We start from the raw sequence: 12,530 nt of genomic DNA on the forward strand, positions 1-12,530 counted from the left end.
AGCAAGGCCGGATCAACAGCCCCATACCTAGCCAACGGAGTTCTGCATGAATCGTCGTGATGCCCTCAAGCTTGCCGGTCTGACCCTTGCGCTGCCCTATGCAGGCCTGGCGGGGGCGGCCGACCCCTTCCAGGTTCTGGACCCGGCACAGCCGGGTGACGACCCCTCGAAGATCGAAGTGTACGAGTTCTTCCACTACGGTTGCCCGCACTGCAGGGACTTCGATCCGCTGGTCTCGGCGTGGAAGAAGACGCTCGCCGAGGATGTGGTCCTGCGTGTCGTGCCCGCGGTCTGGAACAATGCCCAGCTTGCCGGGCTGGCACGGCTGTATTACACCGCCGAGATCGCAGGGGAACTCGATACGGTCCATTCGACCGTATTTGCAGCGGTTCAGGACGAGAAGCGCCCCCTCTTCAACGAGGAGCAGGTCAGAGAGTTCGTCACCGGCAAGGTCGCCGACCCCGCGAAGTTCATGGAAACCTACAAGTCCTTCGGCGTCGGCTCCTTGGTGCAGCGCTCGGATCAGCTCGCACGCGCGATGAAGATCCAGGGCGTGCCGGCGATCGTCGTCGGCGGCAAGTACCTGACCTCGGCATCAATGACCGGTAGCCATGAGAACACTCTCAAGGTGGCCGATCAACTCATCGCCAGAGTGCGCCAGGAGCGCGGCTGAGGGTGGGGGCGAACGCGCACGCGCACGCGCCGGCTCTCGCGGCCATGGAGGGGGGTGAGCGGCGGCGCATACAGCGCTTCATCGCCTCCCGTCGTGGTGTCCCGTACATCTGGCTGCGCTCGGGTGATCAGCGCACGGCACTGCGCGACATCTCGATCGAGGGTTTCTCGATCGGAGCCGACGTTCCGCTCGGTTCCGGCAGTGTGTTCGAGTTCGTGCTCGAACGCGAAGGCGTTCCGGACCGGATCCGTGGTCGCGCCGAGCCGATGAACTGCACCGAGTCGGCCGGGCAGATCGGCTGCCGCTTCGTGGAGTTGGAAGTTCGTGGCGCCGAGCGCCTTCGCGACTGGCTCATCGCGCTGGTGATCATGAACGCCAGTGTGCGCATCAGCGAAAAGGATGCTGCGGCGATCGTCGCCGGTCCGTCGCTGATCTGAGCGCATTTCCCGGGCGTGCGTCCCTCGACGCCCGCCTGGGGATGGGTGAGCTCAGATCAGGCCGAGATTGCTCAGCGCGCCGTCGGCGATGGGTTCGCCGTGCCGGCTGTTCAGCTTGATCTGCAGGCGCAGGTCGTTGATCGAGTCGGCGTTGCGCAGTGCATCTTCGTAGGTGATGAGTTCGTCCTCGTAGAGCTGGAACAGCGACTGGTCGAAGGTCTGCATGCCGAGCTCGCGGGAGCGCTTCATGATGTCCTTGATCTCGGGGACGTTACCCTTGAAGATCAGGTCGGAAATCAGCGGCGAGTTGAGCAGTACCTCGACCGCGGGCACCCGGCCCTTGCGATCCTTCACCGGCAGCAGGCGCTGCGAGATCATCGCGCGCAGGTTCAGCGACAGGTCCATCAGCAGCTGCGTGCGGCGGTCTTCCGGGAAGAAGTTGATGATCCGGTCGATCGCCTGGTTGGCGCTGTTGGCGTGCAGCGTCGCCAGACACAGGTGCCCGGTCTCGGCGAAGGCGATCGCATAGTCCATGGTCTCGCGGTCGCGGATTTCGCCCATCAGGATCACATCCGGGGCCTGGCGCAGGGTGTTCTTCAGCGCAGCCTCCCAGTTCTCGGTGTCGATGCCGACCTCGCGCTGGGTGACGATGCAGTTCTTGTGTGGATGCACGAACTCGATCGGGTCCTCGACCGTGATGATGTGGCCGTAGGTGTTTTCGTTGCGGTAATCGACCATCGCCGCGAGCGAGGTCGTCTTGCCGGTGCCCGTGCCGCCCACGAAGATCACCAGCCCGCGCTTGGAGAGCGCGATGTCGGTGAGCACCGGCGGCAGCCCCAGTTCCTCGAAATTCGGGATCTTCTGCGGAATGGTACGCAGCACCAGCCCGACGCGGCCCTGCTGCACGAAAGCGTTTACGCGGAAGCGCCCGATCCCGGCGGGAGAGATGCCGAAGTTGCACTCCTTGTGGGCCTCGAAGTCGGCGGCCTGGCGGTCGTTCATCACCGCGCGGGCGAGTTCGGAAGTGTGCTGGGGCTGCAGGATCTGGTTGGACTGCGGGATGATCTTGCCGTCGATCTTGATCGCGGGCGGAAAGCCCGCGGTGATGAAGAGGTCGGAACCGTTCTTCTGCAGCATCAGCCGCAGCAGATCGTGCATGAACTTGAGGGCCTGATCGCGTTCCATCTGCTTGTGCTCCTGCGGGCGGGAGAGTGGGGGATGCCGGTCAACCGGCGAAGCTTTCCTTGTTCTGCGCCTTGTGGCGGGCTTCTGCCGCCGAGACCACATTGCGCCGCACCAGGTCGGCGAGGCACTGGTCCAGGGTCTGCATACCCGCGTTCTGGCCGGTCTGGATCGAAGAGTACATCTGCGCGATCTTGTTTTCGCGGATCAGGTTGCGGATCGCGGGGGTGCCGATCATGATCTCGTGCGCCGCCACCCGGCCCTGGCCATCCTTGGTCTTGAGCAGCGTCTGCGAGATCACCGCACGCAGGGACTCCGACAGCATCGAGCGCACCATGTCCTTTTCCGCTGCGGGAAAGACGTCGACGATACGGTCGATGGTCTTTGCTGCCGACGAGGTGTGCAGGGTGCCGAAAACGAGGTGGCCTGTTTCGGCCGCAGTGAGCGCGAGGCGGATGGTCTCGAGGTCGCGCATCTCGCCCACGAGTACCACGTCCGGGTCTTCGCGCAGCGCGGCGCGCAGGGCGTTGTTGAAGGACATGGTGTCGCGGTGCACCTCGCGCTGGTTGATCAGGCAGCGCTTCGATTCATGCACGAATTCGATTGGATCTTCGACGGTGAGGATGTGGCCATACTCGTTTTCGTTCACGTAATCGACCATCGCCGCGAGCGTAGTGGACTTCCCGGAGCCGGTCGGGCCGGTGACGAGCACGATGCCGCGCGGCTGGCTGGCGATATCCTTGAAGATCTTCGGGCAGTTCAGTTCTTCAAGCGAAAGTACCTTGGAGGGAATGGTACGGAAGACGGCTGCGCCACCGCGATTCTGGTTGAAGGCGTTGACGCGGAAGCGGGCGAGGTTGGGCACGGCGAAAGAGAAGTCGCACTCCCAGGTTTCCTCGAACTGCTTGCGCTGCCCGTCGTTCATGATGTCGTACACCATGCCGTGCACTTCCTTGTGCTCGAGTGGCGGCAGGTTGATGCGCCGGACATCGCCATGTACGCGGATCATGGGCGGCAGACCGGCGGAAAGGTGGAGGTCGGAGGCCTTGTTCTTGACCGCGAAGGCGAGCAGTTCGGTGATGTCCATGGTCTTTCCGGCGCAGTGGCGCCCCGTATGCGGGGCAGGTTGAACGAAAATCGGGCGAACAGCGCAATGCTATACTTTTCGCGCTTCGCTCCCCAAGGAAATAGGCCACGAATCATGACGACAATCGCCGAGCGCCTGCTTGCCGTCCGCAGCCGTGTCGCGGCCGCTGCCCACGCTGTCGGACGTTCCACTGATGATGTCCGGCTCATGGCCGTCAGCAAGACCTGGCCGGCCGAAGCGGTGCGCGAGGCGGCCGAGGCTGGACAGCGCGTGTTCGGTGAAAACTACGTCCAGGAGGGCGTGGACAAGGTCGAGGCCCTGCGCGGGATGGGGCTGGAGTGGCATTTCATCGGTCCGCTGCAGAGCAACAAGACGCGGCCGGTGGCGAACGCCTTTGACTGGGTGCACAGCATCGACCGGCTGAAGATCGCCGAACGTCTGTCCGCACAGCGCGATGTGCACCTGGCGCCGCTGAACGTGTGCGTCCAGGTCAATGTCAGCGGTGAGGACAGCAAGAGCGGCGTCGCGCCCGAGCAGGCGATCGAGCTGGCGCACGCGGTTGCCGTTCTCCCACAGCTTCGCTTGCGCGGCCTGATGTGCATTCCCGAGCCGACTGAGGATGTGGCACTTCTGCGTGCCCGCTTCGGCTTGCTGCGCAGTCTGCGTGATGCGCTCCTCAAAGGTGGGCTGGAAGTCGATACGCTCTCGATGGGCATGTCGCACGACATCGAGCCGGCCATTGCCGAAGGGGCGACCATCGTGCGCGTCGGCACCGCGATCTTCGGCGAGCGGCAGACGCGGGCGGGCGTCACATCGGCCTGATCGGCGCCTGCGCGCACATCAGACTTTATCTCGAGGTCATTGAATGAAGATTACCTTCCTCGGTGGTGGCAACATGGCCACTGCCCTCATCGGCGGAATGCTGGAACGTGGCTTCTTGCCTGCAGACATCCAGGTCGTGGAACTCGGCAGCGAGGCGTGCGCGGTACTCGAGGGCCGGTTCAGCGTGCGCGCGGTGGCGGCCTTCGACGAGGCTGCGCTGGACTGCGATGTGGTCGTGCTCGCAGTCAAGCCGCAGCAGATGAAGCTGGCGCTTGTTCCGCTCGCGGGGCGCCTCGACGGGCAACTCGTGATCAGCATCGCCGCCGGCCTGCGCCTGGCCGACCTCGGCCGCTGGCTGGGGGGGCAAGGGCGCCCGTACACCCGCCTGGTGCGCTGCATGCCCAACACCCCCGCGCTAATCGGTGCCGGTGTGACCGGCCTGTACGCGGATCCCTCGGTGGATTCCGCCGGGCGTGAGGACGCCGAGCGCATCCTCAGCGCGGTGGGCAGCACGGTGTGGGCCGAAACCGAGGCGCAGATGGATGCGGTGACGGCGATCTCGGGTAGTGGCCCAGCGTATGTGTTTCACTTCATCGAGGCGCTGGAAGCTGCGGGTCAGCGCCTGGGCTTCGATGAGGTGGCCGCGCGCCGGCTGGCGATCGACACCGTGCTCGGCGCGGCGAAGCTGGCCGCGGGCTCGGCGGACGCGCCCGCAGTGCTGCGCCAGAAGGTGACGTCCAAGGGCGGCACGACGGAGGCGGCACTGGCCCATCTGGCTGGTGCAGGCTGGCACGATGTGCTGGTCGCCGCGGTTGGCGCCGCCGAGGCGCGGGGCCGCGAACTCGGTGAATTACTCGGAAAGGACTGAGCGATGCTCGCGAACATCCTGTTGCTGGTGGTTGACGTGCTGGCCAGCTTCATCACGCTCATGCTGCTGGCGCGCTTCTACATGCAGTGGCAGCGCATATCCTTCCGCAACCAGCTCGGCCAGTTCGTGGTCAGCACCACCGACTGGGCCGTGCGTCCGCTGCGTCGTGTCGTGCCTGGCCTGTTCGGGCTCGACATGGCCAGCCTGCTGCCGGCCTGGGTGGTGCAGGTGCTGCTGGTGGCCTTCGAGCTCAGTTTGCATGGTGCCGCCTTCAGCGGTGATTCCGCGTCGGTGCTGGCCGGTCTGCTGGGCGTGGGGCTGATCGAACTGCTGCGAATGATGGTGTACCTGCTGTTTGCAGTCGTGCTCGGCTCGGCGATCCTGTCCTGGGTGAGCCCGCACGCGCCGCTGGCACCGGTGCTGCACTCGCTTGCTGCGCCGTTCCTGCGTCCCTTCCGTCGCGTGGTTCCGACCATTGCCAATGTCGACCTCTCTCCGCTGGTGTTACTGCTGGTGCTGCAGATCGTGTTGATGGTGCTCGCCGGGGTGCGCAACGGCTTCGCGCCCCTGCTGTTCGGCGCCTGATCTCCGCGCCGGCGAGGATTCAGCGGCCTTCGTACATCACCTGGCCCTCGACCAGGGTGTAGCGCACCTTTCCGGGTAGTTCCATGCCGAGGAAGGGCGTGTTCTTGCCCTGGCTCTTCAGCCCCTCGCGGGTGACGATGCCGTGGGCTGCTGGATCGAAGACGCATACGTCGGCGCGTGCGCCGACCGACAGGTGGCCGGCCTTGGTGATGCCGACGATCTTCGCCGCGTCCGAGGTGATGCGGGCGAGGCCGTCGAGCAACGAAAGACCAGCGCGGTCCGCCCACTTCAGCGTCAGCGGCAGCAGGAGCTCGAGTCCGGTGGCCCCGGGCTCGGACTCGGAGAATGGGGTCTGCTTGCCATCATCGTCCACCGGCGTGTGGTCCGAGCACAGGGCGTTGATGCGGCCGTCAGCGAGTCCCTTGCAGAGCGCCTCACGGTCGCGCTGGCTGCGCAGCGGCGGGATCAGGTGGCAATTGGGGTCGAAATAGCCGATATCCATGTCGCACAGATGGACGTGGTTGATCGATACGTCGCAGGTCACGTCCATCCCTTCGGTGCGCGCCTGGTCGATCAAGGCGAGGCCGGCGGCCGAGGACAGGCGGGTAATGTGCAGGCGCGCACCAGTGGCCTTGGCCAGTTCGAGGTAGGTGTACAGTCCCACCGTCTCGGCCGCGACCGGGATGCCGGTGAGGCCCAGGCGGGTGGCGACCTCGCCGTCGTGCGCGTGACCAATGCGCGACAGGAAGGGTGCAAGCGGCTGCAGCCAGACGCGGAAATCGAAGGTTGCGGCGTACTGTAGCGCCCGCATCAGCACGGCGTTATCGACGACCGGCACATTGGCTTGCGAGAAGGCCACGCAGCCGGCTTCGACCAGTTCGGCCATCTCCGACAGGCGCTCGCCCTTGAGCCCGAGCGTGAGTGCTCCGACCGGGTAGATGTGGGCGCGGTTCAGCTTCTTGGCGCGGTAGGTCAGCATCTCGACCAGGCCGGGCTCGTCGAGTGCCGGGTCGGTGTCGGGCGGGATCGCCAGGCTGGTGACGCCACCGGCCATCGCCGCCTCCATCTCGGACTCGAGTGTGGCGCGGTATTCGAACCCGGGTTCGCGCAGGCGCGCGGCGAGGTCGATGAAGCCGGGGGCGACCACGAGGCCGCTGGCGTCGATCGTACGCTCGGCGACGAAGCCCTGCGGGGCCTGACCGAGGGCGACGATCTTGCCGCCCGAAACATAGACGTCTTGCACCGCGTCGCTGCGGTTGGCCGGGTCGATGACGCGGCCCTTGGAAATCAGGATGTTCATGCTCGTTCGTCTTCCGGTGGCGGGCGCTCAGCGGCTGCCCAGCATGCTCATGACCGCCATGCGCACGGCGATGCCGAAGGTGACCTGGGGCAGGATGACCGCCTGCGCGCCATCCGCTACCGCCGAGTCGATCTCGACGCCGCGGTTCATCGGACCGGGGTGCATCACGATGGCGTCGGGCTTGGCGAGCGCGAGCTTCTCGGCGGTCAGGCCCCAGATCTTGTAGTACTCCTGCGGCGTGGGTAGCAGCGCGCCATTCATGCGCTCGTTCTGCAGGCGCAGCATCATCACCACGTCGACGCCCTTCAGGCCCTCGCGCATGTCGTGGAACACGCGGACGCCGAGCTTCTCGACTTCGGTCGGCAGCAGGGTCCTGGGGCCGATTACGCGCACCTCGGGCACACCGAGTGTGGTCAGCGCGGCAATCTGGCTGCGCGCGACGCGCGAGTGCAGCACGTCGCCGACGATCGCCACCGTCAGGTTGCTGAAGTCCTGCTTGAAGTGGCGGATCGTATACATGTCCAGCAGGCCCTGGGTCGGGTGCGCATGCCGCCCGTCGCCGGCGTTGACCACGCTGATGTGTTCGCGCCGGGTATTGCGCAGGTGCTGGGCGATCAGCATCGGCGCGCCGCTGGCGGCATGGCGCACGACGAACATGTCGGCCTGCATCGCACACAGGTTGTCGACGGTGTCGAGCAGGCTCTCGCCCTTGGCCGCCGAGCTGGTGTTGATGTTGAGGTTCACCACGTCGGCCGACAGCCGCTTGGCGGCGATCTCGAAAGTGGTGCGGGTGCGTGTCGAGTTCTCGAAGAACAGGTTGAACACGCTCTTGCCGCGCAGCAGCGGCAGCTTCTTGACCTCGCGCTCGGCGACTTCGGTGAAGGGCGCGGCGGTGTCGAGGATGGCGGTGAGGATGTCGCGCGGCAGACCGTCTAGCGTGAGCAGGTGCTGCAGTTCGCCGTGCTGGTTGAGCTGGGGGTGGCGCATCGGGCGTGCCTCGGTGTCAGCGAGTGGGCAGGAAAGGGAGAGGGTGATGAGAAGACGGAGCAGCGCAGTCGCGCTGTGTCCGTACGGCGGTTATCCGTTCCCGGTCAGCGCGAGTGTGAACCGGCCGTTCTCGTCGCGCTGCAACTGCAGGCTCTGCTCGCGCGGCAGCGCCTGGGGCAGGGTGTGCGCACAGTAGCGCGCAGCGATCGGCAGTTCACGGCTGCCACGGTCGGCCAGTACGGCGAGTTCGACCATCGCCGGGCGGCCGAAATCGAACAGTTCGTTGAGTGCAGCCCGAGTGGTGCGCCCCGTGTACAGCACGTCATCGACGAGGATCACATGCGCGCCATCCACGTTGAAGGGGATCTCGGTGCGCTGGGGGCTGGCATGCAGACCCTTGCTGCCGTAGTCGTCGCGGTAAAACGAGACGTCAATCGCGCCCAGTGGCTGGGTGATGCCGAGCTCGGCGTGCAGCCGCTCGGCCAGCCACAGGCCGCCGGTGTAGATGCCTACGAGCGCTGTTTTAGGCGTGACGTGGGGGCGAATCTGCTCGGCGAGCTGCCGGTAGAGGGCTTCGGCGTCAAGGTTCTTCATGGCGTCGGGTGTCCAGGAAAGTTTGCAGGATGAGCCGCGCGGAGGCTGCGTCGAGTACCGCTTTGCGTTCGCGCCAGTGCTTGCGGCCGGCGTCGGCGAGCTCGCGTTCGGCCGCCACCGAAGACAGGCGTTCGTCGGCGGTGAATACGGGTAGCCCGAAGCGGCCGTGGAGTTGGTTCGCGAAGCGGTGACAGCGCGCGGTAAGCTCGTGCGCCGTGCCGTCGAGGTGGGTGGGAATGCCGACCACGAGGGCGATCGGCCGCCATTCCTCGATCAAGGCGGCAATTGCCCGGAAGCGGGCGTCGCTGGCCTCTTCGTGCACGGTGGTGAGCGCGCTGGCCTGGCAGGTTTCCAGCTCGCCGCTGGCAATGCCGATGCGCGCGAGGCCGAAGTCGAATCCGAGAACGGTGCCGCGCGCGGGCAGGGCGGCGGCAACCGCGTCAGGCATGCCCGGCAACCTCGCTCAGGTTGGTGAAGTCGACGCCCAGCTTCTGCATCGCGGCGGCAAGCCGCTCTTCGGGTGGCAGATCGAATACGATGGCCATGTCTGCGGGTACGGTGAGCCAGGCGTTGTCGAGCAGTTCCTGCTCGAGCTGGCCCGCGGCCCAGCCGGCGTAGCCAAGGGTGACGAGCACCTGCTCCGGCTTGCCGTTCGCGCCGATGGCCTGGAGCACGTCGCGGCTGCTGGTCAGGCCGACCTCGTCGGTCACCTTGAGCGTGGAGTGCCAGTCGCCGAGTGGCCGGTGCAGCACGAAGCCGCGGTCGGTCTGCACCGGGCCACCGAAATACACCGGCTGGGCGGCAAAGCCTTCGGCTTCCAGTGGGAGTTCGATGCGCTCGAAAAGCGTGGCGAGCGTCATGTCGATCGGCCGGTTCACGATGAGACCGAGCGCGCCCTGGTCATTGTGTTCGGCGATATAGGTCAGGGTGCGCGCGAAGTGAGGATCGACCATGTTGGGCATGGCGATCAGGAAGTGGTGTGTGAAATTGGCCGTGGGCGTATCCATGGACGGCATTTTACGCCCATCGACCCCGTTCTTGGCGCTACGGGCTGGGTCATAATGCAGGCTTTATTTGTCCTGGACAGATCAATGCCTTCCGCTCTCGTCTGGTTTCGTCGCGATCTGCGCAGCTTTGACCATGCGGCCCTCCATCATGCCCTGCGCTTCGCCGATCGCGTGCATTGTGCCTTCGTGTTCGACACCGCGATCCTGGAGGCGCTGCCCTCGCGCCGGGATCGCCGTGTCGAGTTCATCCATGCCAGCTTGATCGAGCTCGATGAAGCGCTCGGGGCCATGGCGCGCGCAGCGGGAGGGGTGGGGGCTGGGGTGATCGTGCGCCACGGCCGTGCCGAGGATGTGCTGCCGCGCCTCGCCGCAGTGCTCGGCGTGGACAAGGTCGTCGCCAACCGCGACTATGAACCCGGCGCGATCGTGCGTGACAGCCGGGTGGCGCAGGCGCTCGCGGAAGCCGGCATCGGCTACGAGGATTTCAAGGACCAGGTGATCTTCGAGCGCGACGAGGTGCTGACGCAGGCAGGCAAGTCCTACAGCGTGTTCACGCCATACAAGACCGCCTGGCTCAAGGCGATTGATGATTTCCAGCTCAAGGCGTATCCAGTGGAGAAATACGCCGCGCACCTGGCGCCGAAGCCGATGGGTGAAACTCTGCCCAGCCTGGCCGATATCGGCTTCGAACCCGCCGGGCTCGCCGAGCTGAACCTGCCCACGGGCATGCGTGGCGGACGGCGGTTGTTCGAGGACTTCGCCGCGCGCATCGACCGCTACAAGCGCGCGCGCGATTTTCCTGCGGTGAAGGGCGTCAGCTATCTGTCCACGCATCTGCGCTTCGGCACGGTGTCGATCCGCCAACTCGCCGCGCACGCTCGAGCCCGAGGCGGCGAGGGTGCCGACAGCTGGCTGTCGGAGCTGATCTGGCGCGACTTCTATCACCAGATCCTGTGGCACAACCCGCGGGTGGTCGATCACGCCTTCCGTCCGGAGTATGAGGCGGTCAAATGGGATGATGCCCCCGAGCGCTTCGCCGCATGGTGCGAGGCGCGCACGGGCTACCCGATCGTGGACGCGGCGATGCGCCAGTTGAACCAGACCGGCTGGATGCATAACCGGCTGCGCATGATCGTGGCCTCCTTTCTCACAAAAGACCTCGGCATCGACTGGCGCCTCGGTGAGCGCTACTTCGCCGCCCGGCTCAACGATTACGATCTCGCTGCCAACAACGGTGGCTGGCAGTGGGCGGCCTCCACCGGGTGCGATGCGCAGCCCTGGTTCCGCATCTTCAATCCCGTCACCCAGTCGGAAAAGTTCGACCCCGAGGGCCGCTTCATCCGCCGCTACCTGCCCGAACTTGCACGTGTGCCCGACAAGTTCATCCACGCGCCATGGACCCTGGGTGGCATCGACCAGACGGCGTGCCGTACCAAGATCGGTGTCGACTACCCGGAACCGATCGTGGACCACGCTGCCGCACGCGAGCACACCCTGCAACGCTTCGGGGTGGTAAAGAACGACGGGCAAGCTGGATAGGCTCTCCGTCGGCCGCCTCCACGCAGTTTCCCTGCACAAGGCGGCGCGTGTAGGCGGTGGCTTCGATTCCGGTCCCGCTGATGGATCGCAGCTGCACCAACCATCGCTCAAGGGCTGCGCCCTCCACCCCGATGCGGGACAATGCCCCTCGCGCAACCTCCGACGCTCTCGCCATGACCGCCCCCGCCTTCGATTTCGACCGCATCATCGACCGCCGCAGCCTGCCAAGCGAAAAGTGGGGCCGCTACGCGGGGCGGGACGTCCTGCCCCTGTGGGTCGCCGACATGGACTTTGCGGCGCCGCCCGCCGTGGTCGAGGCGCTCCATCGCCGGATCGATCATGGCGTGTTCGGCTACACCGACGCCTGGCCGTCCCTGGTCGAGGCGGTCGTCGAGGGGCTGCAGCGTGACCATGGCTGGACCATAGATCCCGACTGGCTGGTCTGGCTTCCGGGTGTGGTGACGGGCTTCAACCTGGCCTGTGCGATCGCCGGCAAACCGGGCGACGGGGTGCTCACCGCGGCGCCGGTGTACCCGCCCTTCCTGTCCGCACCGGAGAACACGGACCGGGTGCTGCAGCGCTGCGAACTGGTGCTTCAGGAGGGGCGCTGGGGTTGGGACTGGGCGGCGCTGGAGGCGAGTGTTGATGCGCGTAGCCAGATGTTGCTGCTGTGCTCGCCGCATAACCCGGTGGGGCGCGTTTTCGACGAAGCGGAACTGCGCCGACTGGCGGATTTCGCGCGCCAGCACGACCTCCTGATCTGCTCCGATGAGATCCACTGCGGCCTGGTGCTCGACGAAGACTGCCGGCATCGCCCGATCGCTGCGCTGGATGCCGATGCGGCGCAGCGCACGATCACGCTGATGGCGCCGTCCAAGACCTGGAACGTCCCAGCGCTGTACTGCGCCTTCGCCGTCATTCCGGACGCTGGGCTGCGCCGGCGCTACCGTCACGCGATGCGCGGCATCGTGCCGCATGTGAACGTGCTCGGCATGGTCGCGGCCGAGGCCGCCTACCGCGATGGTGACCCCTGGCGGCAGGCGCTGCTCGCCTATCTGCGTGGCAACCGCGACCGGGTCATGGAGGCGGTCGCGGCCATGCCGGGCATCTCGCTAGCACGACCGGAGGCGACTTATCTGGCGTGGCTCGATTGTCGTGAGCTCATCGCGGAATACAACATCGGGGATGTCGCAGCGTTCTTTGAGGCAGCCGGTGTCGGCTTGTCCGACGGGCGCTACTTCGGTGCGCCCGGGTGGCTGCGGCTCAATTTTGGCTGCCCGCGTGCGACACTGGACGAGGCCCTCGCCCGCATGGCCGCGGCCACCGGCGCCTGAGCGCCTGCGGCCTCGTCCGTGTTACTTGCGGGCCCTTATCCGCCGGGCCTGAAGTTCACCCCTGCGTGCGCTCATCGGCGAGCGCCGCGGCGCGTTCGGCCGCACGCCTGCGCTG

Annotated in this window: 14 protein-coding genes; 7 read left to right on the forward strand and 7 right to left on the reverse strand. The window is 66.1% G+C overall.

Annotated features, from left to right (window positions below):
• Positions 1–46: 46 nt before the first annotated feature.
• On the forward strand, positions 47–673 hold the full coding sequence (locus ACUH78_RS07380; RefSeq protein WP_418365463.1) for a thiol:disulfide interchange protein DsbA/DsbL: 627 nt from the start codon (positions 47–49) through the stop codon (positions 671–673).
• Between the two features lie 2 nt (positions 674–675).
• Complete coding sequence (locus ACUH78_RS07385; protein ID WP_445333037.1) at positions 676–1,110, forward strand: PilZ domain-containing protein; 435 nt, start codon at positions 676–678, stop codon at positions 1,108–1,110.
• 51 nt (positions 1,111–1,161) lie between these two features.
• On the opposite strand, the gene ACUH78_RS07390 is transcribed toward ACUH78_RS07385, so the two are convergent.
• Together ACUH78_RS07390 and ACUH78_RS07395 are read right to left on the reverse strand one after the other, a co-directional pair.
• Positions 1,162–2,295 carry a PilT/PilU family type 4a pilus ATPase gene (locus ACUH78_RS07390; RefSeq protein WP_418365465.1) on the reverse strand — a complete coding sequence of 378 codons (1,134 nt, stop codon included), beginning with the start codon at positions 2,293–2,295 and terminating at the stop codon, positions 1,162–1,164.
• A gap of 40 nt (positions 2,296–2,335) precedes the next feature.
• Positions 2,336–3,379 (reverse strand): type IV pilus twitching motility protein PilT, encoded by a 1,044-nt coding sequence (locus tag ACUH78_RS07395; RefSeq protein WP_418365466.1) that lies wholly within the window; start codon positions 3,377–3,379, stop codon positions 2,336–2,338.
• 114 nt (positions 3,380–3,493) lie between these two features.
• Here ACUH78_RS07395 and ACUH78_RS07400 point away from each other — a divergent pair, with 114 nt between their 5' ends.
• The 3 genes from ACUH78_RS07400 to ACUH78_RS07410 are packed head-to-tail and all read left to right on the forward strand — an operon-like array spanning position 3,494 to position 5,654.
• Entirely contained in the window at positions 3,494–4,201 is a 708-nt protein-coding gene (locus tag ACUH78_RS07400; RefSeq protein ID WP_445333036.1) for a YggS family pyridoxal phosphate-dependent enzyme, read from the forward strand.
• Positions 4,202–4,244: 43 nt separating this feature from the next.
• On the forward strand, positions 4,245–5,069 hold the full coding sequence (gene proC / locus ACUH78_RS07405; protein ID WP_445333035.1) for a pyrroline-5-carboxylate reductase: 825 nt from the start codon (positions 4,245–4,247) through the stop codon (positions 5,067–5,069).
• A gap of 3 nt (positions 5,070–5,072) precedes the next feature.
• A complete protein-coding gene (locus tag ACUH78_RS07410) occupies positions 5,073–5,654 on the forward strand; it encodes a YggT family protein (RefSeq protein WP_418365469.1) in 582 nt (193 codons plus the stop codon).
• A 19-nt stretch (positions 5,655–5,673) separates the two neighbouring features.
• Here ACUH78_RS07410 and ACUH78_RS07415 read toward each other — a convergent pair whose 3' ends face one another.
• The 5 genes from ACUH78_RS07415 to ACUH78_RS07435 all read right to left on the reverse strand — a co-directional run bounded on the left by ACUH78_RS07415 (position 5,674) and on the right by ACUH78_RS07435 (position 9,551).
• Positions 5,674–6,954 carry a dihydroorotase gene (locus ACUH78_RS07415; protein ID WP_445333034.1) on the reverse strand — a complete coding sequence of 427 codons (1,281 nt, stop codon included), beginning with the start codon at positions 6,952–6,954 and terminating at the stop codon, positions 5,674–5,676.
• Between the two features lie 27 nt (positions 6,955–6,981).
• Complete coding sequence (locus ACUH78_RS07420) at positions 6,982–7,941, reverse strand: aspartate carbamoyltransferase catalytic subunit (RefSeq protein ID WP_445333033.1); 960 nt, start codon at positions 7,939–7,941, stop codon at positions 6,982–6,984.
• A gap of 90 nt (positions 7,942–8,031) precedes the next feature.
• Positions 8,032–8,535: a bifunctional pyr operon transcriptional regulator/uracil phosphoribosyltransferase PyrR gene (gene pyrR, locus ACUH78_RS07425; protein WP_445333032.1), complete on the reverse strand. Its 504-nt coding sequence runs from the start codon at positions 8,533–8,535 to the stop codon at positions 8,032–8,034.
• Positions 8,522–8,983: a Holliday junction resolvase RuvX gene (gene ruvX / locus ACUH78_RS07430; protein WP_418365473.1), complete on the reverse strand. Its 462-nt coding sequence runs from the start codon at positions 8,981–8,983 to the stop codon at positions 8,522–8,524. Before ruvX ends, pyrR begins: the two co-directional genes overlap by 14 nt.
• Positions 8,976–9,551 carry a YqgE/AlgH family protein gene (locus tag ACUH78_RS07435; RefSeq protein ID WP_418365474.1) on the reverse strand — a complete coding sequence of 192 codons (576 nt, stop codon included), beginning with the start codon at positions 9,549–9,551 and terminating at the stop codon, positions 8,976–8,978. The genes ruvX and ACUH78_RS07435 overlap by 8 nt, the downstream gene beginning before the upstream one ends.
• A 75-nt stretch (positions 9,552–9,626) precedes the next feature.
• Between ACUH78_RS07435 and ACUH78_RS07440 the strand changes: the two genes are divergently transcribed.
• Complete coding sequence (locus tag ACUH78_RS07440; RefSeq protein ID WP_418365475.1) at positions 9,627–11,081, forward strand: cryptochrome/photolyase family protein; 1,455 nt, start codon at positions 9,627–9,629, stop codon at positions 11,079–11,081.
• A 173-nt stretch (positions 11,082–11,254) separates the two neighbouring features.
• The gene (locus ACUH78_RS07445) at positions 11,255–12,415 is read left to right on the forward strand and encodes a MalY/PatB family protein (RefSeq protein WP_418365476.1); all 1,161 of its coding nucleotides are present in this window, start codon (positions 11,255–11,257) and stop codon (positions 12,413–12,415) included.
• Positions 12,416–12,530 lie beyond the last annotated feature (115 nt).

Source organism: Thauera sp. ZXT1-4 (assembly GCF_052598215.2).